Source organism: Pseudomonas sp. COW5, from assembly GCF_026240005.1.
Classification (GTDB): domain Bacteria; phylum Pseudomonadota; class Gammaproteobacteria; order Pseudomonadales; family Pseudomonadaceae; genus Aquipseudomonas; species Aquipseudomonas kribbensis.
Map to the genome: position 1 here is coordinate 298,730 of NZ_JAPHVP010000001.1, position 21,203 is coordinate 319,932.

General features: G+C 61.8%; 13 protein-coding genes. 6 read left to right on the plus strand and 7 right to left on the minus strand.

Translation table 11 applies throughout. The annotated features are described in order from the left end of the window. Positions 1–40: 40 nt before the first annotated feature. The 4 genes from ligA to OQ248_RS01275 form a co-directional block, all read right to left on the minus strand. A complete protein-coding gene (ligA, locus tag OQ248_RS01260; protein WP_265811842.1) occupies positions 41–2,398 on the minus strand; it encodes an NAD-dependent DNA ligase LigA in 2,358 nt (785 codons plus the stop codon). 87 nt (positions 2,399–2,485) lie between these two features. Then, the gene (zipA, locus tag OQ248_RS01265; RefSeq protein ID WP_265811843.1) at positions 2,486–3,352 is read right to left on the minus strand and encodes a cell division protein ZipA; all 867 of its coding nucleotides are present in this window, start codon (positions 3,350–3,352) and stop codon (positions 2,486–2,488) included. 258 nt (positions 3,353–3,610) lie between these two features. Beyond that, on the minus strand, positions 3,611–7,099 hold the full coding sequence (gene smc / locus OQ248_RS01270; RefSeq protein ID WP_265811844.1) for a chromosome segregation protein SMC: 3,489 nt from the start codon (positions 7,097–7,099) through the stop codon (positions 3,611–3,613). Positions 7,100–7,101: 2 nt separating this feature from the next. Beyond that, positions 7,102–7,761, minus strand: coding sequence for a GntR family transcriptional regulator (locus tag OQ248_RS01275; protein WP_065259722.1), 660 nt, complete (start codon positions 7,759–7,761; stop codon positions 7,102–7,104). Between the two features lie 266 nt (positions 7,762–8,027). Between OQ248_RS01275 and xdhA the strand changes: the two genes are divergently transcribed. From xdhA to guaD, 4 genes are all read left to right on the plus strand, one after another. Further along, a complete protein-coding gene (xdhA, locus tag OQ248_RS01280; protein ID WP_265811845.1) occupies positions 8,028–9,482 on the plus strand; it encodes a xanthine dehydrogenase small subunit in 1,455 nt (484 codons plus the stop codon). Further along, positions 9,475–11,874 (plus strand): xanthine dehydrogenase molybdopterin binding subunit, encoded by a 2,400-nt coding sequence (gene xdhB, locus OQ248_RS01285; protein ID WP_265811846.1) that lies wholly within the window; start codon positions 9,475–9,477, stop codon positions 11,872–11,874. The genes xdhA and xdhB overlap by 8 nt, the downstream gene beginning before the upstream one ends. Positions 11,875–12,011: 137 nt before the next feature. After that, on the plus strand, positions 12,012–12,869 hold the full coding sequence (xdhC, locus tag OQ248_RS01290; RefSeq protein ID WP_265811847.1) for a xanthine dehydrogenase accessory protein XdhC: 858 nt from the start codon (positions 12,012–12,014) through the stop codon (positions 12,867–12,869). Positions 12,870–12,882: 13 nt separating this feature from the next. Beyond that, a complete protein-coding gene (guaD, locus tag OQ248_RS01295; RefSeq protein WP_085732407.1) occupies positions 12,883–14,187 on the plus strand; it encodes a guanine deaminase in 1,305 nt (434 codons plus the stop codon). Positions 14,188–14,342: 155 nt separating this feature from the next. On the opposite strand, the gene OQ248_RS01300 is transcribed toward guaD, so the two are convergent. After that, positions 14,343–15,107 (minus strand): GntR family transcriptional regulator, encoded by a 765-nt coding sequence (locus tag OQ248_RS01300; RefSeq protein WP_064378756.1) that lies wholly within the window; start codon positions 15,105–15,107, stop codon positions 14,343–14,345. A 224-nt stretch (positions 15,108–15,331) separates the two neighbouring features. On the opposite strand from OQ248_RS01300, the gene OQ248_RS01305 reads away from it, so the two are divergent. After that, complete coding sequence (locus tag OQ248_RS01305) at positions 15,332–16,522, plus strand: benzoate/H(+) symporter BenE family transporter (RefSeq protein WP_085711917.1); 1,191 nt, start codon at positions 15,332–15,334, stop codon at positions 16,520–16,522. A 58-nt stretch (positions 16,523–16,580) separates the two neighbouring features. Here OQ248_RS01305 and OQ248_RS01310 read toward each other — a convergent pair whose 3' ends face one another. Continuing rightward, positions 16,581–16,925: a YggL family protein gene (locus tag OQ248_RS01310; protein ID WP_085711916.1), complete on the minus strand. Its 345-nt coding sequence runs from the start codon at positions 16,923–16,925 to the stop codon at positions 16,581–16,583. Between the two features lie 233 nt (positions 16,926–17,158). Here OQ248_RS01310 and dacB point away from each other — a divergent pair, with 233 nt between their 5' ends. Then, positions 17,159–18,619 (plus strand): D-alanyl-D-alanine carboxypeptidase/D-alanyl-D-alanine-endopeptidase, encoded by a 1,461-nt coding sequence (dacB, locus tag OQ248_RS01315; protein WP_265811848.1) that lies wholly within the window; start codon positions 17,159–17,161, stop codon positions 18,617–18,619. A 57-nt stretch (positions 18,620–18,676) separates the two neighbouring features. Here dacB and OQ248_RS01320 read toward each other — a convergent pair whose 3' ends face one another. Further along, positions 18,677–21,061 carry a diguanylate cyclase gene (locus tag OQ248_RS01320; RefSeq protein WP_265811849.1) on the minus strand — a complete coding sequence of 795 codons (2,385 nt, stop codon included), beginning with the start codon at positions 21,059–21,061 and terminating at the stop codon, positions 18,677–18,679. Positions 21,062–21,203: the final 142 nt, after the last annotated feature.

A 21,203-nucleotide genomic window follows, 5' to 3' on the forward strand; every position in this document is an offset into this window, starting at 1 on the left:
CTAGATCATTCCCGCGAGTCGATCGTTCCCGCGCGTTGCGTCAGGCGGAAATACCGTGTCCTTTCAGGAACGCGATAAACGCCTCTTCGTCCATGACCTTCACGCCCAGCTCGTTGGCCTTGGTCAGTTTCGACCCGGCGCCCGGCCCCGCGACCACGCAATGGGTCTTGGCCGACACCGAACCGGCGACCTTCGCGCCGAGGCTTTCCAGGTGTTCCTTGGCGACGTCGCGGCTCATCAGCTCGACCTTGCCGGTCAGCACCCAGGTCTCCCCGGCCAGCGGCAGACCTTCGACGACTTTCTTCTCGCTTTGCCAGTGCATGCCGAAATCACGCAGTTGTTTCTCGGCACTTTCCGCCAGTTGCCGATGCTCGGGCAGTTCGAAAAACTCACGCACCGAGTTCGCCTGTTTCTCCGGCAATGCCTGGCGCATGTCCAGCCAGTCAGCGTTCATCACCCCTTCCAGCGTTTCGAATTTGTCCGCCAGTTTCTGCGCCCCGCCCGGCCCCACCGAAGGGATGTGCAGCTTGTCGAGGAAACCGCCCAACGTGGTGCTGGCGGCAAACTCGGCGCCCAGCTCGCCCTGATCCTGAATCTGCAAACCGTGCCCCAGCAATTCGGTAATCACCTGCTGGTTGTGCGCATCTTCAAAGAAGCTGTGGATCTCGTGCGCCACTTCCAGGCCGATGTCCGGCAGGTACGTCAGCACTTGTGGCAAGGCTTGCTGGACGCGCTCCAGCGACCCCAGCGAGCGGGCCAGCACCTTGGCGGTCTCCTCGCCGACATCCGGGATACCCAGCGCATAGATGAAGCGCGCCAGGCCCGGCTTCTTGCTGTCTTCGATGGCGGCCAGCAACTTGTTGCTCGACACCTCGGCAAAGCCTTCCAGATCGACGATATCGTCGAACTTCAGCGCATAAAGATCGGCCGGCGAACTGACCAGACCTTCGTCCACCAGTTGCTCGACGCTCTTGTCGCCGAGGCCTTCGATGTCCATGGCGCGGCGCGATACGAAGTGAATGATCGCCTGCTTCAGTTGCGCACCGCAGGCCAGACGACCGACGCAGCGGTACACCGCGCCTTCGCTGATGGTTTCCTTGCCCTTGCTGCGTTTGACCAGTTGCGTGCGCTCGACGTGGGAGCCGCAGACCGGGCAGTTCTCGGGAATCTGCACCGGCCGCGCGTCTTCCGGGCGGCGCTCAATGACTACTTGCACCACTTGCGGGATCACATCACCGGCACGGCGAATGATCACTGTGTCGCCGATCATCAGGCCCAGCCGCGCGACTTCGTCCATGTTGTGCAGCGTGGCGTTGGCCACGGTGACACCCGCGACCTTGACCGGCTTCAAGCGCGCCACCGGGGTGACGGCGCCGGTGCGGCCGACCTGGAATTCCACGTCGAGCAGTTCGGTGAGTTCTTCCATGGCCGGGAATTTGTGCGCGATGGCCCAGCGCGGTTCGCGGGCGCGGAAGCCCAGTTCGCGCTGGTCGGCAATGCTGTTGACCTTGAACACCACGCCGTCGATTTCATAGGCCAGCGAGTTACGGCGCTCACCGATATCGCGGTAGTAATCCAGGCATTCGCCGATGCCTTTGGCCAGTTTCAGCTCATGGCTGATGGGCATGCCCCAGGCTTGCAGCTGCTTGAGGTTGCCGATGTGAGTATCGGAGATGTCGTGGGACACCTGACCGATGCCGTAGCAGCAGAATTCCAGCGGGCGATTGGCGGTGATCTTCGAGTCCAGCTGACGCAGGCTGCCGGCCGCCGCGTTGCGCGGGTTGGCGAAGGTCTTGCCGCCGACTTCCAGTTGCGAGGCGTTCAAACGCTCGAAACCGGCCTTGGACATGAACACTTCGCCGCGCACTTCCAGGGTCGCCGGCCAGCCTTCGCCGTGCAGCTTCAGCGGAATGTTGCGCACCGTGCGCACGTTGACGCTGATATCTTCGCCGGTGGTGCCGTCGCCGCGAGTGGCGCCGCGCACCAGCACGCCGTCCTGATACAGCAGGCTGACCGCCAGGCCATCGAGTTTCGGCTCGCAACTGTATTCCACTGCCGCGCCACCGCCGAACAGGTCACCGGCCGGCAGATCCAGACCTTCGGTCACCCGACGGTCGAACTCGCGCATGTCGGTTTCTTCGAAGGCGTTGCCGAGGCTGAGCATCGGCACTTCGTGACGCACTTGAGTGAATGCGGTCAGCGCCACGCTGCCGACGCGCTGGGTCGGCGAGTCGCTGGTGATCAGTTCCGGGTTGGCCGCTTCCAGCGCCTTGAGCTCGTGAAACAACCGGTCGTACTCGGCATCCGGAATGCTCGGCTCATCGAGGACGTGGTAACGGTAGTTGTGCTGATCGAGTTCAGCGCGCAGCTCTAGAATGCGGTCTTTGGCGGCAGTCATGGGTGTTCTCTCATAAAGCAAAAGAGCAGCCGAGGCTGCTCAATCTATTTTGCCGATTGCCCCTGTATTGCGAGGCAACCTTTTCAATCAACGCTTCTGGGTCAGGGCGCGGCGTTCGAATTCGACGATGCGCTGACGGTAGTGCTCGATGGTCTGCGCGGTCAGGACGCTGCGCTGGTCATCTTTCAATTCGCCGTTCAGTTCCTGGGACAGCTTACGGGCTGCTGCGACCATCACGTCGAAGGCCTGCTTCGGATGACGCGGGCCTGGCAGGCCGAGGAAGAAGCTCACCGCAGGAGTGCTGAAATGGTCGATGTCGTCCAGATCGAAGATGCCCGGTTTGACCGCGTTGGCCATGGAGAACAGCACTTCGCCGTTGCCGGCCATGCTTTCGTGACGGTGGAAAATGTCCATCTCGCCGAAACGCAGACCGCTTTCCAGAATGTTCTGCAACAGTGCCGGGCCCTTGAAGCCGGCCGGGTCGCGGCAGATCACGCTGATGACCAATACTTCTTCGGCTTGCGGCTGATCCTTGTCGGCACCGGCCGGCGAAGACTTGGCGACAGGCTCGATGAAGTCATCGTCACGGCTGCTGAAGCTCGGGCCGCCGTCCAGGTCCAGATCGAGGTTCAGGTCGCCCTGGGCCGGACCGTTGTTGCCACGCTTGCCGCGCTTGGAACCGGATTCGCGAGGCTCGCGTGGTTCGCGGGCCGGCATGCTCACCGATGGCAGGTCGTGTTCGTCCAGTTGTGGCTCTTTATGGGTATCCAGCACGCGGGCCGGGCCCAACAGCTCGGCGCTGGTGTCCTCGTCCGGCAGGTTGGACAGACTTCGGTCAAGACGGAATTTCAGTTTTCCCTTGCCGCCGCGCATACGGCGCCAGCCATCGAAAAGAATACCGGCTATCACAATGATGCCGATGACGATCAGCCACTCGCGCAGACCGATTTCCATGTAATCCCGTGCCTCTATAAAAAATGCTGAAAAATAAGGGGTTTACACTGTGCAAACCGCTTTAAAACGTGGCGCCAACTCTATGTTCTGACAGGCGTTTTGCCCACGTATACGAAAAATTGACATTAAACTAGCACGACCAAAGACAACTTTACACCGTCTGTCTCATTGGCTTGCGCGATTATGTCGATTGGCCAGCAAGTCGAAGCCGGTAAATATGTCCTACAGACTGCAAATACCTTTTCCGACAGCGCCGGCTCAGGCATCCACCATCGCCATCGCCTCCTCGACATCCACGGCTACCAGTCGCGAACATCCCGGCTCGTGCATCGTCACACCCATCAACTGCTCGGCCATTTCCATGGCGATCTTGTTGTGGGTGATATAGATGAACTGCACGGTCTGCGACATCTCTTTGACCAAGCGTGCGTAGCGTCCAACGTTAGCGTCATCCAGTGGCGCGTCAACCTCATCGAGCATGCAGAACGGCGCCGGATTCAACTTGAAGATCGCAAAAACCAGTGCCAGTGCGGTCAGGGCCTTTTCGCCGCCGGAGAGCAAATGGATGGTGCTGTTCTTCTTTCCGGGCGGCTGCGCCATGATCGTCACCCCTGTATCGAGTAGATCTTCGCCCGTCAGTTCCAAATAGGCGCGTCCTCCACCGAAAACTTTCGGGAAAAGCGCCTGTAAACCGCCATTGATCTGATCAAAGGTATCTTTGAAACGGTTTCGGGTTTCCTTGTCGATCTTGCGGATGACGTTTTCCAGGGTCTCCAGGGCTTCCACCAGATCAGCGTCCTGGGCATCCAGATAACGTTTACGCTCGGATTGTTGCGTGTATTCGTCGATCGCCGCGAGGTTGATCGCGCCCAGGCGCTGAATGCGTGCGGCGATGCGTTCCAGTTCTCCTTCGGCCTCCTTCTCACTGGCCTCGGCGTTCAAGGTATCGAGCACGCCGTGCAAATCGTAGCCGTCTTCCAGCAGTTGATCCTGCAGCGCCTTGCGGCGCACCGTCAGGGCCTGCCATTCCATGCGTTGCTGTTCGAGCTGGCCACGGATCAACTGCGATTGTTGCTCGGCCTGGGTCCGGCGTTTTTCCGCGTCGCGCAGTTCGCGGTCGGCGTCTTCCAGGGCGATCTGTGCGGTCTTGAGTTCATCGTCGACACTCATGCGCTTGTCGAGTAACTCTTCGAGCTTGAGGCGCAGCTCTTCCAGCGGCGCCTCGCCCTCCTCCAGATTCAGGCTGAGCTGTTCACGTTTTTCGGTGAGACGCTCGGCCTGCATCTCCAGACGCTCAAGGGCCTGGCGGGTCGAATCGTGTTGGGCGCGCAGCGAGCCAAGACGCACGGCCAATTGATGGGCGTGGTCCTTATGCTGGCGGGCTTCCTGACGCACACGATCCAGGCGTTCGCGCAGGCTGTCGCGCTGAGCCAGCAACAATTCGCGCTGTTCTGTGTCGAGGGCCATGGCATCGAGGGCGTCCTGCAACTGGATCCGCGCTCCGCCGATGTTTTCGTGTTCCAGTTCGCGCTGTTCGGCGAGCTCGACCAGCTCTTCGTCGAGACGGGTACGGCGCAGGGTCAACTGCTCGGCCTTGGCTTTGCCGGCGGACAGTTGGGCTTTCAATTCGCCTTGCTGACGCGCCTCGTCTTGCAGCAAACGACGCAAATGTTCGCGACCGTTTTCCTGCTGACGCTGTTGCGCGCGCAGGGTCTGCAAACGGGTTTCCATGGCTTCGACCGTGGCTTCGCGTTCTTCGCGTTCCGCATGCAGCGATTCGATTTCCTGGCCGCGCGCAAGCATGCCGCTTTCGGCCTCGCTGGCGCGGCGCACCCGCAGGAAATGCCGACCGACCCAGTAACCGTCGCGACTGATCAGGCTCTGGCCGGCAGTCAGTTGGCCGCGCAAAGCCAGTGCCTGCTCAAGGCTGTCGACCGGTCTGACCTGACCCAGCCATGGCGACAGATCCACCTGTGCCTCGACCTTGTCCAGCAGGCTGCCGGCCACGCGTACACCGTCATTGCCCGGGCTGAGCAAACGCAGATCGCCCTGGGCAAAACCGGACAGATCGAAACCAGCGAAGTCATCCACCAACACCGCTTGCAGGTCGGCGCCGAGCACGGTTTCCACCGCCAGTTCCCAACCGGCCTCGACCTTCAGGCCTTCGGCCAGACGCGGGCGCTCGGCGAGGTTGTGTTCCTTCAGCCATTCGGCGGTGCCGGTGCCCGGATCGAGCGCGGCCTGCTGCAAGGCTTCAAGCGATGCGAGGCGACCGTTGAGGCGCTGCAAATCGCCCTGCGCCTGTTGTTGCGCCGTCAGCGCCTGCTGCAATTCCTGGCGCAGTTGTTCGAGTTTTTCGACCTGTGCTTCTTCGCTGGTCTGCAAATCTTCAAGGGTCGCTTCGGACTCGGCGAGTTGTTCGCTGAGTTCCATGATCGCCGCGTCTTCCGGATCGGCCGAGAGCAGCGCGCGCTCTTCGCCCAGACGTTTTTGCCGATCGGCCAGACGCTCCATGCTGGTTTCCAGCTGCTGGATGCGCGACTGCTGCACTTCGGCCTGACGACGCGGTTCGGCGGCGGTCAGGTTGAAGGCGTCCCACTGCTCCTGCCAGCCGTGCATGACGGTTTCGGAATCTTCCAGCGCCGCGGCGGCTTCTTCGGCGGCGGCGTTGGTGATTTCCTGCTCGGGGGTGAGTTGATCGAGTTCTTCGCCGAGGGTCAGCAGCAAGGTGCGGTCGTGGCCCAGATGCGATTCGGTTTCGAGGCGCGCGCGCTCGGCTTCCTTCAAGTCGTCCTGCAACTGGCGCAAGCGTTGCTGGCCGTGCTGGATGCTCTGCTCGACCCGGGCGATGTCGCCGCCGACCGAATAGAAGCGCCCCTGCACCAGATTGAAGCGCTCGGACAGGTCATGGTGACCGTCGCGCAGGCGCTCGATGGCGGCATCGGCGTTACGTTGCTCGGCGACCAGCGCTTCGAAGCTGATTTCCTGGTTGCCGATGATCGATTCGCGCTGGCCGACCTGATCGTTCAGATCCTGCCAGCGCAGGGCCGACAGTTGCGCCTTGAGCTGACGCTCTTCAGCCTTGAATTCCTGATACTTCCTCGCGGCCTCGGCCTGGCGGTGCAAGCGTTCGAGCTGGCGTTCGAGCTCTTCACGCAGGTCGGTCAGGCGAGCAAGGTTTTCGTGGGTGCGGCGGATGCGGTTTTCGGTCTCGCGCCGGCGCTCCTTGTACTTGGAAATACCGGCGGCTTCTTCGATGAAGTTGCGCAGATCTTCCGGTTTGGACTCGATCAGCTTGGAGATCATCCCCTGCTCGATGATCGAGTAGCTGCGCGGGCCGAGGCCAGTGCCGAGGAAAATGTCGGTGATATCACGACGACGGCATTTGGCGCCGTTGAGGTAATAAGTGGTCTGGCTGTCGCGGGTCACTTTGCGGCGGATCGAAATTTCCGCGTACGCCGCCCACTCGCCCAGCAGCGTGCCGTCGGAGTTGTCGAACACCAGTTCGATGCTGGCCTGGCTTACCGGTTTGCGACTGGTCGAGCCGTTGAAGATGACGTCGGTCATCGACTCGCCGCGCAGGTTCTTGGCCGAGCTTTCGCCCATCACCCAGCGCACGGCGTCGATGATGTTCGACTTGCCGCAACCGTTCGGCCCGACGACCGCCGCCATGTTGCTGGGGAAGTTCACCGTGGTCGGGTCGACGAAGGATTTGAACCCCGCCAGTTTGATGCACTTGAGGCGCAAGGTCAGGCAACCGTCAGGGCGGACACCACCAGATCGCAGCTGCGCTGGGCGTAAGCCGTCAGCACGATGCGGATCTGCGGCAGGTCACGGGCGAGGACGGCGGCCAGCAAGCGCTCGAACAGTTCGAGAAACTCGCTCATCTCGGCCTTGCGCTGCTCCAGCGCGAGGAAGTACGCACGGCTCATGGCCGGTTGCAGGTTTTCGACGGTTTCCTGCAGGTACGGGTTGTTGGCGAACGGATACGCGGCACGCATCACGTTGAAGCTGTCGTCGACGAAGGTGCGGATGTCCTGACGCTCGTAGCTGGCGGTCAGGCGCTGCTGGATCTGCACGAACGGCGCCATGTCGGCCTGGACTTGCCAGCCGTTGGCGACTGCGTTGCCGAGCAGGATGTACAGCTCGCTCATCAACGTGCACAGGCTCTGCACCTTGTGCGCCGTCAGCTCGGTGACGTGGGCGCCGCGGCGCGGCAGGATCGCGATCAGATGACGGCGCTCGAGGATCAGCAAGGCTTCGCGGACCGAGCCGCGGCTGACGTTCAGCGCCAGCGTGACCTTCTGTTCCTGGATGCGCTCTCCCGGCTTCATTTCGCCGCGAATGATCCGTTCGGCGAGGTGGTGAGCGATTTGCTCGGCGAGGCTGTCCGGCGCCTTGAACGTCATGGTTGTCCTTCAAACTCTTCGATCTGCACAAGCGGCGCAGTGTAGCGCAATGCGCGTTCATGGCGGAGTGCCCGCACAGCGGTTTTTGGCACGAATCCCGCAAAAAAGCGCTTGATCCAATGAGGGTCAATACTGAAGAGACACGTTGCAAAGCGACAAAACGGTTTTTCCTGACCTTTAAGTCAGAAAACCATTGACCGAAAAGTCAGACCTGCTAAATTCGGCTCAAGTCGCTTAACAACAATAATGAGTCTGCGAGGCCTTCCGTGATCCAGTTTTTACTCAACCAGGAACTCCGTAGCGAGCACGCCCTGGACCCGAACCTGACTGTGCTCAACTACCTGCGTGAACACGTGGGCAAATCCGGCACCAAAGAAGGCTGCGCCAGCGGTGACTGCGGCGCGTGCACGGTGGTGGTCGGCGAGTTGCAGACGGATGACGACGGCCGCGAGCATATTCGCTATCGCAGCCTCAACTCGTGCCTGACGTTCGTTTCGTCGCTGCACGGCAAGCAATTGATCAGCGTCGAAGACCTCAAGCACAAGGGCGAATTGCACAGCGTGCAGAAGGCCATGGTCGAGTGCCACGGTTCGCAGTGCGGTTTCTGCACCCCCGGCTTCGTGATGTCGCTGTTCGCCCTGCAAAAGAACAGCGATGCACCGGATCATGCCAAAGCCCACGAAGCGCTGGCCGGCAACCTCTGCCGCTGCACCGGCTACCGGCCGATCCTGGCCGCTGCCGAACAATCCTGCTGCGGCAAGCAACCGGACCAGTTCGACGCCCGGGAAGCGGAAACCATCGCCCGCCTCAAAGCCATTGCCCCGACATCGATCGGCGAACTCAACAGCGGCGACAAACGCTGCCTGGTGCCGCTGACCGTGGCCGATCTGGCCGATCTCTACGACGCTTATCCACAGGCCCGCCTGCTGGCCGGCGGCACCGATCTGGCGCTGGAAGTCACGCAGTTCCACCGCACCCTGCCAGTGATGATCTACGTCGGCAATGTCGCCGAAATGAAGCGCATCGAGCACTTCGATGACCGCATCGAAATCGGCGCCGCCACCGCCCTCTCCGACTGCTACGAAGCGCTGAACGCCGAGTACCCGGACTTCGGTGAACTGCTGCACCGCTTCGCCTCCCTGCAAATCCGCAACCAGGGCACCCTGGGCGGCAACATCGGCAACGCCTCGCCCATTGGTGACTCGCCACCCCTGCTGATCGCCCTCGGCGCGCAGATCGTGCTGTGCAAGGGCGAGACCCGCCGCACACTGGCGCTTGAGGATTACTTCATCGATTACCGGGTCACCGCGCGTCAGGAAAGCGAGTTCATCGAAAAGATCATCGTCCCTCGCGCCACCGCCGAGCAGCGCTTCCGCGCCTACAAAGTCTCCAAGCGTCTGGACGATGACATCTCCGCCGTCTGCGCCGCGTTCAACCTGCGCGTCGAAAACGGCGTGATCACCGACGCCCGCGTCGCCTTCGGCGGCATGGCCGCGATCCCGAAACGCGCCGCCCATTGCGAAGCCGTGCTGCTCGGTCAGCCGTTCAACAACGCTGTCGTCGAACGTGCCTGCACCGCGCTGGGCGAGGATTTCACCCCGCTCTCGGACTTCCGCGCCAGCAAGGAATACCGCCTGCTCAGCGCACAGAACCTGCTGCGCAAATACTTCATAGAACTGCAAACACCGCACATCGAGACTCGGGTGACCGCTTATGTCTAACCATCACGGCGTAGAGAAAACACAAGCTGAACTGGCTGAATTGTTCGCCAGGGACCTGACCACCGGTGTCGGCCGCAGCGTCAAGCACGACAGCGCCGCCAAACATGTGTCCGGTGAAGCGCAGTACATCGATGATCGCCTGGAATTCCCCAACCAGTTGCACGTTTACGCACGGCTGTCGGATCGTGCCCACGCGAAAATCATCAGCATCGACACCAAGCCCTGCTACGCCTTCGAAGGCGTGCGCATCGCCATCACCCACGAAGACGTGCCGGGCCTGAAAGACATCGGCCCGCTGCTGCCGGGCGATCCGCTGCTGGCCATCGATGACGTGCAGTTCGTCGGCCAACCGGTACTGGCCGTGGCTGCGAAAGATCTGGAAACCGCACGCAAGGCCGCGATGGCCGCGATCATCGAATACGAAGATCTGGAACCGGTGCTGGACGTGGTCGAAGCCCTGCGCAAACGCCACTTCGTGCTCGACAGCCACACCCACCAGCGCGGCGATTCGGCCAACGCCCTGGCCACCGCTGAACATCGTATTCAGGGCACGCTGCACATCGGCGGCCAGGAACACTTTTATCTGGAGACCCAGATCTCCTCGGTGATGCCGACCGAAGACGGCGGCATGATCGTCTACTGCTCGACCCAGAACCCCACCGAAGTGCAGAAACTGGTGGCCGAAGTCCTCGACGTTTCGATGAACAAAATCGTCGTCGACATGCGCCGCATGGGCGGTGGTTTCGGCGGCAAGGAAACCCAGGCCGCGAGCCCGGCGTGCCTGTGCGCCGTGGTCGCGCACCTCACCGGCCAGCCGACCAAGATGCGCCTGCCACGGGTCGAAGACATGCTGATGACCGGCAAGCGCCACCCGTTCTACGTCGAGTACGACGTCGGCTTCGACAGCACTGGTCGCCTGCACGGGATCGCGATGGATCTGGCCGGTAACTGCGGCTGTTCGCCTGACCTGTCGGCCTCGATCGTTGACCGCGCGATGTTCCACTCGGACAACTCTTACTACCTCGGTGACGCGACCATCAACGGTCACCGCTGCAAGACCAACACCGCGTCGAACACCGCGTACCGTGGTTTCGGCGGCCCGCAAGGGATGGTCGCGATCGAGGAAGTGATGGACGCCATCGCCCGTCACCTGAACCTCGATCCGCTGGCCGTGCGCAAGGCCAACTACTACGGCAAGACCGAGCGCAACGTCACCCATTACTACCAGACCGTCGAGCACAACATGCTCGAAGAGATGACCGCCGAACTGGAAGAAAGCAGCCAGTACGCCGAGCGCCGCGAAGCGATCCGTCGCTACAACGCCAACAGCCCGATCCTGAAAAAAGGCCTGGCGCTGACCCCGGTGAAATTCGGCATTTCCTTCACCGCCAGTTTCCTCAACCAGGCCGGCGCCCTGGTGCACGTCTACACCGACGGCAGCATCCACCTGAACCACGGCGGCACGGAAATGGGCCAGGGCCTGAACACCAAGGTCGCGCAGGTCGTGGCCGAAGTGTTCCAGGTGGAAATGGACCGCGTGCAGATCACCGCGACCAACACCGACAAGGTGCCGAACACCTCGCCAACGGCGGCGTCCAGCGGTGCCGACCTCAACGGCAAAGCCGCGCAGAACGCGGCGGAAATCATCAAGCAGCGCCTCGTCGAATTCGCCGCACGGCACTACAAGGTCAGCGAAGAAGACGTGGAATTCCACAACGGCCACGTCCGTGTGCGCGACCACATCATGACCTTCGAAGCGCTGATCCAGCTGGCGTATTTCAATCAGGTGTCGTTGTCGAGCACCGGGTTCTACAAGACCCCGAAAATCTACTACGACCGCAGCCAGGCCCGTGGTCGGCCGTTCTACTACTTCGCCTTCGGCGCGGCGTGCTGCGAAGTGATCGTCGACACCCTGACCGGCGAGTACAAGATGCTGCGTACCGACATCCTCCACGACGTCGGCGCCTCGCTGAACCCGGCCATCGACATCGGCCAGGTCGAGGGCGGTTTCGTCCAGGGCATGGGTTGGCTGACCATGGAAGAGCTGGTGTGGAACAACAAGGGCAAGCTGATGACCAACGGCCCGGCCAGCTACAAGATCCCGGCCGTGGCGGACATGCCGCTGGACCTGCGGGTGAAGCTGGTGGAAAACCGCAAGAACCCGGAAGACACGGTGTTCCACTCCAAGGCTGTGGGTGAGCCGCCGTTCATGCTCGGCATCGCCGCGTGGTGTGCGATCAAGGATGCGGTGGCCAGTCTGGGCGACTACAAGCACCAACCGAAGATCGACGCGCCGGCAACCCCGGAGCGGGTGTTGTGGGGTTGCGAGCAGATGCGTCAGCTCAAGGCGGTGAAAGCCGTCGAAGCTGAAACCGAGCTGGCTCCGCTCTAAGGACCGAGGCGCGGCCTTCGCGGGCAAGCCCGCTCCCACAGGGATATGTGCTGACTGTTGGACTTGTGCAAATCCAATGTGGGAGCGGGCTTGCTCGCGAAGAGGCCCGAACAGACAACGAAGATGTCGAGGTGAACATGTACAACTGGATCGACGCCCTCGCCGACCTGCAGAACCAGGGCGAGCCCTGCGTTCTGGTGACGATTATCGAAGAGCTCGGCTCGACGCCGCGCAATGCCGGCTCGAAAATGGTCGTCAGCGCCCGCCAGACGTTCGACACCATCGGTGGCGGGCACCTGGAATACAAAGCCATGCAGATCGCCCGCGACATGCTCGCCAGCGGCAGACAGGACACTCATCTGGAGCGCTTCAGCCTCGGCGCCAGCCTGGGCCAGTGCTGCGGCGGCGCCACGGTATTGCTGTTCGAGCCGATGGGCCAGGTTCAAGCGCAAATCGCCGTATTCGGCGCCGGTCATGTTGGCCGCGCACTGGTTCCCTTGCTCGCCAGCCTGCCCTGCCGGGTGCGCTGGATCGATTCCCGGGAAGAGGAATTTCCCGAACAGATTCCTCACGGCGTGCGTAAAATCGTCGCCGAAGAGCCTGTGGATGAAATCGACGACCTGCCGGCGGGCAGCTACTGCATCGTCATGACCCACAACCATCAGCTGGATCTGGAACTCACCGCCGCGATCCTCAAGCGCAACGACTTCACCTGGTTCGGCCTGATCGGTTCGAAGACCAAACGCGCCAAGTTCGAACATCGCCTGCGTGACCGTGGTTTCGACGCCAGTGTCGTGCAACGCATGCGCTGCCCGATGGGCATCAGCGAAGTAAAAGGCAAGTTGCCTGTGGAAATCGCCATCTCCATCGCCGGCGAAATCATCGCCACCTATAACGCCAATTTCGGCCAGCACACCGCCAGCGCCGAACCGATTGCCAAACTGCTGCCGGTTTCGCGCCGCAGTCAGGCCGCCACACTCAAAGCCTCAAACTGATTAGAGAACCCTCATGCCTCTGACTCGCAAAGCCTACCGCGCCGCCATCCTGCACAGCATCGCCGACCCTGCCGAGGTCGGCATCGAAGCCTCCTACGAGTATTTCGAGGACGGCCTGCTGGTGGTCGATGGCGGCAAGATCAGCGCCCTCGGCCACGCCAGCGAACTGCTGCCGACCCTGCCGGCGGACATCGAGATCACGCATCACAAAGATGCACTGATCACCCCGGGTTTCATCGACACCCACATCCACCTGCCGCAGACCGGCATGGTCGGCGCCTACGGCGAGCAATTGCTGGACTGGCTCAACACCTACACCTTCCCGTGCGAAAGCCAGTTCGGCGACAAGGCCCACGCCGATGAAGTGGCGGACATTTTCATCAAGGAGCTGCTGCGCAACGGCACCACCACTGCATTGGTGTTCGGCAGCGTGCACCCGCAGTCGGTGAACTCGTTCTTCGAAGCGGCCGAGAAGCTTGATCTGCGGATGATCGCCGGCAAGGTGATGATGGACCGCAATGCGCCGGACTACCTGACCGACACCGCCGAATCCAGCTATGTCGACAGCAAGGCGCTGATCGAGCGCTGGCACGGCAAGGGTCGCCTGCACTACGCCGTGACCCCGCGCTTCGCTCCGACCAGCACCCCGGAACAGTTGACCCTCGCCGGCCAGTTGCTGACCGAATACCCGGATCTGTACATGCAGACCCACATCAGCGAGAACCTCAAGGAAATCGAGTGGGTCAAGGAGCTGTTCCCGGAGCGCAAGGGCTACCTCGACGTCTACGATCACTACCAGTTGCTCGGCGAGCGTTCGGTGTTTGCCCACGGCGTGCACCTGTGCGACGACGAATGCGCGCGTCTGGCGGAAACCGGCTCGGCGATCTCGTTCTGCCCGACCTCGAACTTCTTTCTCGGCAGCGGCCTGTTCAACCTGCCGATGGCCGAGAAGCACAAACTGAACGTCGGCCTCGGCACGGACGTCGGCGGCGGCACCAGTTTCTCGCTGCTGCAGACCCTGAACGAAGCCTACAAGGTGATGCAACTGCAAGGTGCGCGCCTGAGCCCGTTCAAGTCGCTGTACCTCGCCACTCTCGGCGGTGCGCGGGCGCTGCGTCTGGAGGACAAGATCGGCAACCTGCAACCGGGTTCCGACGCCGACTTCCTGGTACTCGACTACAACGCCACGCCGCTGCTGAGCTACCGCCTGAAGCAGGCCAACAACATTGCCGAGACGTTGTTCGTGCTGATGACCCTGGGCGATGACCGTACCGTGGCCCAGACCTACGCGGCGGGCGCGCTGGTGCATCAGCGCTAGTTTTCACAAGGCATAAAAAATCCCCCGCTAGCGTTCAGCTCCGGGGGATTTTTATTGCCTGTCAGAAAGTCTTCGCGGGCAAGCCCGCTCCCACAGGGGAATGCATTTCAAATGTGGGAGCGGGCTTGCCCGCGAATGCCGCGACTCGGCGCCAGTCAGAGCTTGGCCGCCGGCCGCCCCGGCTTCTTGGTCTGCAACAGGTGCGAGAACACCGCATGCAGATCGTCGGACGCGCTTTCCTCGTCGAGGTTGAGCTTGCTGTCGATGTGATCCATGTGATGCATCATCAGGTCCACCGCCAGCTCGCCGTTGCGCGCCTCGATGGCATCGATCAACTGGGTGTGTTCGTCGTAGGAGCAGTGCGACCGGTTGCCGCTTTCATATTGGGCGATGATCAGCGAAGTCTGCGAAACCAGGCTGCGCTGGAAGCTGATCAACGGCGCGTTCTTCGCCGCTTCGGCCAGTTTCAGGTGGAATTCGCCAGAGAGACGGATGCCGGCACCACGATCGCCGCGGGAGAAGCTGTCGCGTTCGTCGTTGACCATCTGCCGCAGTTCGGCGATCTGCTCGGCCGTGGCGTGCTGCACCGCCAGTTCAGTGATCGCGCGCTCCACCAGACGCCGGGCGAGGAACACCTGACGCGCCTCTTCGACGCTCGGGCTGGCCACCACCGCGCCACGGTTCGGCCGCAACAGCACCACGCCTTCATGGGCCAGACGCGAGAGCGCGCGGCGAATGATGGTGCGGCTGACCCCGAAAATTTCCCCCAGCGCTTCTTCGCTCAACTTTGTACCGGGCGCCAGGCGCTGTTCGAGGATGGCCTCGAAGATATGCGCATAGACAATATCGTCCTGGGTTCCGCTGCGGCCGGCTTTGCCTGCTCGCGGTTGTTTCTTGAGGGGTTGCAACTGTTCGTTCATGGGCACTCGAGTCGGGAAGAGCGGCGGCGAATTGACCGTGACTGTAATACGGCACAGTGGGTCGCTGGCAAGTATCGCGTAAAAAACAGCGCGATTGTACACAATGGAAGGTGGCAACACGACTGTACGGCTATTTGTGACTTCGGCTGTATTGCAACGCATCGTTACGTTTGAGTTTAGGCTTAAACCCGAAATCCGTGGCTTGAACAAGGAACGCCGCTGTCATGAACGAAATCACCCACACCCGACTGCGCCCCTTCGCGGACACATCGCCCTCCGCCATCGTCGCCGGATTCATCGCGATGATGACCGGTTACACCAGTTCGCTGGTGCTGATGTTCCAAGCCGGGCAGGCCGCGGGCCTGACCAGCGGGCAGATTTCCTCGTGGATCTGGGCGATCTCCATCGGCATGGCGGTGTGTTCGATCGGCCTGTCGCTGCGCTATCGCACGCCGATCACCATTGCCTGGTCGACGCCCGGCGCAGCCCTGCTGATCACCAGCCTTGGCGGTGTTACATACGGCGAAGCGATTGGCGCCTACATTACCTGCGCGGTGCTGGTGACGATTTGCGGCCTGACCGGCAGCTTCGAGCGCCTGGTGAAAAAGATCCCGGCCTCTCTGGCGGCAGCGCTGCTGGCGGGGATTCTGTTCAAGATCGGCAGCGAAATCTTCGTCGCCGCGCAGCACCGCACTGGCCTGGTACTGGGGATGTTCTTCACGTATCTGCTGGTCAAACGCCTGACGCCGCGTTATGCGGTGCTTGCCGCGCTGCTGATCGGCACCGCGCTGTCGGGCTTCATGGGGCTGCTGGATTTCAGCGGTTTTCACCTGGAAGTGGCAACACCGGTCTGGACCACGCCGCACTTCTCCCTCGCCGCGACCATCAGCATTGGCATTCCGTTGTTTGTGGTGGCGATGACCTCGCAGAACATGCCCGGCGTCGCCGTGTTGCGCGCCGACGGCTACAACGTCCCGGCCTCGCCGTTGATCACCACCACAGGCATTGCGTCGCTCTTGCTGGCGCCGTTCGGTTCCCACGGCATCAACCTCGCAGCCATCAGCGCCGCAATCTGCACCGGGCCCCATGCCCATGAAGATCGCAACAAGCGTTACACAGCGGCGGTGTGGTGCGGGATTTTCTACGGGATTGCCGGGGTGTTCGGCGCCACGCTGGCGGCGCTGTTTGCCGCGCTGCCCAAGGAACTGGTGCTGTCGATTGCTGCTTTGGCCCTGTTCGGCTCGATCATCAATGGCTTGAGCATTGCCATGACCGAGGTGAAGGAACGGGAAGCGGCGCTGATCACCTTCATGGTCACGGCGTCGGGGCTGACGCTGTTTTCCATCGGTTCGGCGTTCTGGGGGATTGTTGCGGGGGTGCTGACCTTGCTGATTCTGAACTGGCGCAAGGCATGACTCGTTAAAAAGCAGGCATAAAAAAACGGCGACCCTCAGGTCGCCGTTTTTTTCAGTATCACTTGGCCGCGTTGATCGGCTTTTCCGGATACCAGACGTCCAGCAACGGGCTGATTTCAGTGGTGGTCAGCTCGGAGCGGGTTTTCAGCCAGGCTTCAACGGCAGCGCGCTGCTCTTCGGAAACCGAGCCACGCTTCTGCAGGCAAACCAGACCGAAGTCTTCGCCGCCGACATAGCCCAGACCGTTGGCTTCCATGGCTTCTTTGATGAATGCTTCGAGGAAAGCGTCAATGGCTTCTTCGGACAGGTCTTCTTTGAAGCCCAGGTTCAGTTCGAAACCCAGCTCTTGAAATTCATCGACGCACAGTTTTTTGCGCAGACGCTGGGAACGGTTAGTCGCCATTGGAACAATCCTCTTAAGTAATAACGGCCGGCACTTTACCAGTTTAAGGCGGCGATTGCCCGCCTATCCGGGACGTGCGTACGACCGCCCGTAAAAAAATAACCGATTGGGCCCCTTGGGAAAGGCACAAGCTGTTACACCTTGGGGCATAATGCCGACACTTTCATGACCACTGAGGGCCTTTTCATCCATGTCCTCGTCTTTTTCCCCTCGGCTGTAGGGTTTTATTTCATATGATCAAATCGTTGCGTCCTCTGCTCCTGGCCGGTCTTCTTCTGCCGCTGGCTCTGCCTGTCTCCGCTGCCACCATCAATACCGCTCTGACCCCCAACGTCGAAAAAGCCCTCAAGGCCAGCAAGCTGCAGCCCACTGCCCTGTCGCTGGTGATGGTGCCGCTGGACGGCCCGGGCACGCCGACCGTGTACAACGCCGACGTATCGGTCAACCCGGCCTCGACCATGAAACTGGTCACCACCTACGCGGCGCTGGAAATGCTCGGCCCCAACCATCAGTGGAAAACCGAGTTCTACACTGACGGCGACCTGAGCGGCGGCATCCTCAACGGCAACCTCTACCTCAAGGGTGGCGGCGATCCGAAGCTGAACATGGAAAAACTCTGGCTGCTGATGCGCGACCTGCGCGCCAACGGCGTGACCCAGATCACTGGCGACCTGGTGCTGGACCGCAGCTTCTTCATTCAGCCGCAACTGCCTGAGTTCAACGATGACGGCAATGACGAGAACAAGCCGTTCCTGGTCAAGCCCGACTCGCTGCTGGTCAACCTCAAGGCCCTTCGCTTCGTGGCCCGCAATGACAATGGCCGGGTGCTGATCTCGGTTGAACCGCCGATTGCCAGCATCAAGATCGAGAACACCGTCAAGGCGCTCAACTCCAAGCAGTGCACCGGCGGCGTGCGCTACAACCCGGTAACGCAGGCCGATGGCAGCGTGACGGTGACCGTTGCCGGTCAACTGGGTGAAGGCTGCAGCTCGCAGACTTATCTGTCGCTGCTCGACCACGCGACCTACACCGCCGGCGCCGTGCGGGCGATCTGGAAGGAACTGGGTGGCAGCATCCAGGGCAAGGACCGTCTGGCCCCGACGCCGAGCAACGCCAAGGTGCTGGCCCGTGCCTTCTCGCCGGATCTGGCGGAAATCATCCGCGACATCAACAAATACAGTAACAACACCATGGCCCAGCAGCTGTTCCTGAGCCTTGGCCAGAAATTCCGCAACGAAGCCGACGGCGATGACGCCAAGGCCGGGCAGCGCGTGGTCCGCCAGTGGCTGGCGAGAAAAGGCATCACCGCGCCGCATCTGGTGATGGAGAACGGTTCCGGTCTGTCCCGTGCCGAGCGGGTCAGCGCCCGGGAAATGGCCGCGATGCTGCAAGCCGCGTGGCACAGCCCTTACGCGGCCGAGTACATCAGCTCGCTGCCGATCGCTGGCATGGACGGCACCATGCGTAAACGCCTGAAGACCACCGCGATGCGTGGCGAAGCCCACGTCAAGACCGGCACCCTGAACACCGTACGCGCCATCGCCGGCTTCAGCCGCGACGTCAACGGCAACACCTGGGCCGTGGTGGCGATCCTCAACGACAAGGCGCCGTTCGGCGCGTCGTCGGTGCTGGATCAGGTGCTGCTGGATCTCTACAAACAACCGCGAGCGCCGCAGACCGCTTCGGTTCTGTAAGCACACCAAAAAACACTGTGGGAGCGAGCTCCCACAGGTGTTCAGCGGCAAACCGGATCAGTGCATCTGCCGCTCGACCCGGTCCCGCCCGCCCTGCTTCGCCGCGTAAACCCCCGAATCCGCCCGCAACAACAGCGAATCGGCGCCCTCCCCCGGCCGCCAGCTGGCAATCCCGAAACTCGCGGTCACCACACCGACCACATCCACCGGCGCCCCGCGCAGGCCTTGCCACAACTCCACGGCCAGCATGTACGCGTGATCGCCGTCGATGTCCGGGCACAGCACCATGAACTCTTCGCCACCGAGACGACAGAACACATCGGTCCGCCGCAGGCGATGGCCGATGCGCTCGCACACCGCCTGCAACACCCGGTCGCCGACCGCATGGCCGTACTGATCGTTGATCCGTTTGAAATGGTCGATGTCGAGCATGATCACCGACAATTCGCCGCCTCCACGCTCGACCCGGGCCATTTCGGTGGTCAGGCGCTCCTGGAAATAGCGCCGGTTGTGGATGCCGGTCAGCGCATCGGTCACCGACAGTGCGCGCAGTTCTTCCTCCACGCGTTTCAGGTCGGAGATGTCCGAGATGTAGCCATGCCAGAGCACGCCGCCGCCCGGCAGTTCCTCGGGCGTCGCTTCGCCGCGCACCCAGCGCAGGCCGCGCTCGGGCAATTGCACGCGGTACTCTTCACGCCACGGACTGAGATTGTCCGCCGAGGCACGGATCGACTTGCGCACGCGGCTGACGTCCTGCGGATGAATCCGGGTGAAGATTGATTCGGCATTGAGTAGCAGTACGTCGGGTTCCAGCTCGTAGATCTCGCGAATGCCGTCGCTGGCGTAAATCACGCTGAAGCGCCCGTCGAATTCCATCTTGAACTGATAGATGCCGCCGGGAACGTGAGCACTGAGCTTCTTCAGCAGCACGTCCCGCGCCGCCAGGGCCTCGTGTACACGCTTGCGTTCGGTGATGTCGATGCAGATCGCCAGGTGCCCGACCCACAGCCCCTGCTCGTCCAGCACCGGGGTGGCGAGCATGTTCACCGGCAGATGACTGCCATCCTTGCGCACCAGCGTCCACTCGCGCGCCTCATGCCCGCCGACTTCGCCGCCCTCCACCAGCATCGCCTGGCAGGTCGGGATGGCCTTGCCATAGCGGGCGCTCAGCTCCGCCGCACGGGTAATCAGCTCACGGGGGAAATGCAGGTTTTCCAGGGTCATGTGGCCGACCACCTCGGCGCTGCGGTAACCGAGCATCTGCTCCGCGCCGGGATTGAAAGTGTTGATCACGCCGCGCAGGTCGGTAGCGATGATCGCCACTTGAGTCGCCGCGTTGAGCACCCCGCGCAACTGGCCGTGGGTGCCCCGCAGTTCCTGTTCACGCTCATGCAGCTCCTGAGTGCGCAACTCGACCATGCGCAAGGCCCGCTGACGCTGACTGACCAGCACATACAGCAGCGCACTGAGCAACAGGCTGAGCAGACCGCCGAGAATGACCACGCTGCCAACCGACGAATGGTTGGCTTGCAGGAAGGCTTCGCTGGGCGAGATATCGACTTGATAGTCATGGTCGGCCATGCGCACCAGCCGGGTGGTCGACAGATCGCTGGGCGCCGGATCATTGGTCGACTCGAACAACACCTCGTGCTGATCATTGGTCGACAGATCGAGGATGCGCACCGAGAGGTAATCATGCAGGGCGTCCGGCAGCCCGTCGGCAAGCAACTGGCGCATGCTGATCACCGCCATCACATAACCGAAGGACTTGGGCTCACCCTCGCGCCGCACCGGCGCCACCAGCAGCACGCCCCGCGCGTAGGCCGGTTCGATACTGACCAGATGCATCGGCTGCGATACCGCCAGGCCACCGAGCTGATCGGCGCGCTCCAGAGTCGAACGACGCAGCGGCTGGGCCAGCAAGTCATAACCCAGCGGTGAGCCGAGGCGGCTCTGGGTCTGGCTGTACACCACGACGACGTATTCATCCCGGGCGGCGGCCAGTTGCAGTTCGCCGCGGGCATTGAGTTCGCGCACGCTGAAGGTGGTAATGCCTTCGTCACGCACCCGCTGCTCGAACGCGGCGCGCTCGGCACCGCTCACCCGCAAGGCGAACGAATAGGCCTGGGTGCGCAGTAATAAAGGTTGGGTGTAGCCATCGAATTCGGCGCGGGACACCGATTCGGAGTTGGCGAAGAACCGGCGCAGGCCGTCGAGACGTTGTTCCTGATCCTGAAAGCGTTCTTCGATACGGCTGTAACGCTCATTGGCCAACAGTTGAAAACGCTGGCGCAACTGGCTGTGAAACTGATTGAGGGTGGCCCAGGCCAGCAGTCCCGTGAGAATCCCGCCGGCGAGCAATACCAGCAGCGCGACCAGCCAGGCCGAGACTTCTTCGCTGATGAAACCCAGAATCTTTGGGCGCACGGGGTGCAACGACATATGGGCCACTCACTACGCCAGTACTTGCGGGATAACCCCATTGGCCGTGAGTGAGTTATAGCTATTAGCCATTAATTTGGCTAGCTCTGATCGGATCCAAGAACCTTTAAAATCAAGGCTCTGTGGATCCAATCAGACAGAG

What these genes read in the sequence shown, in the direction of transcription:
- ligA (WP_265811842.1), bottom strand. Translation starts at nt 2,398, where the DNA reads ATGACTGCCGCCAAAGACCGCATTCTAGAGCTGCGCGCTGAACTCGAT.
- zipA (WP_265811843.1), bottom strand. Translation starts at nt 3,352, where the DNA reads ATGGAAATCGGTCTGCGCGAGTGGCTGATCGTCATCGGCATCATTGTG.
- OQ248_RS01275 (WP_065259722.1), bottom strand. Translation starts at nt 7,761, where the DNA reads ATGACGTTCAAGGCGCCGGACAGCCTCGCCGAGCAAATCGCTCACCAC.
- xdhB (WP_265811846.1), top strand. Translation starts at nt 9,475, where the DNA reads ATGTCTAACCATCACGGCGTAGAGAAAACACAAGCTGAACTGGCTGAA.
- xdhC (WP_265811847.1), top strand. Translation starts at nt 12,012, where the DNA reads ATGTACAACTGGATCGACGCCCTCGCCGACCTGCAGAACCAGGGCGAG.
- guaD (WP_085732407.1), top strand. Translation starts at nt 12,883, where the DNA reads ATGCCTCTGACTCGCAAAGCCTACCGCGCCGCCATCCTGCACAGCATC.
- OQ248_RS01300 (WP_064378756.1), bottom strand. Translation starts at nt 15,107, where the DNA reads ATGAACGAACAGTTGCAACCCCTCAAGAAACAACCGCGAGCAGGCAAA.
- OQ248_RS01305 (WP_085711917.1), top strand. Translation starts at nt 15,332, where the DNA reads ATGAACGAAATCACCCACACCCGACTGCGCCCCTTCGCGGACACATCG.
- OQ248_RS01310 (WP_085711916.1), bottom strand. Translation starts at nt 16,925, where the DNA reads ATGGCGACTAACCGTTCCCAGCGTCTGCGCAAAAAACTGTGCGTCGAT.
- dacB (WP_265811848.1), top strand. Translation starts at nt 17,159, where the DNA reads ATGATCAAATCGTTGCGTCCTCTGCTCCTGGCCGGTCTTCTTCTGCCG.
- OQ248_RS01320 (WP_265811849.1), bottom strand. Translation starts at nt 21,061, where the DNA reads ATGTCGTTGCACCCCGTGCGCCCAAAGATTCTGGGTTTCATCAGCGAA.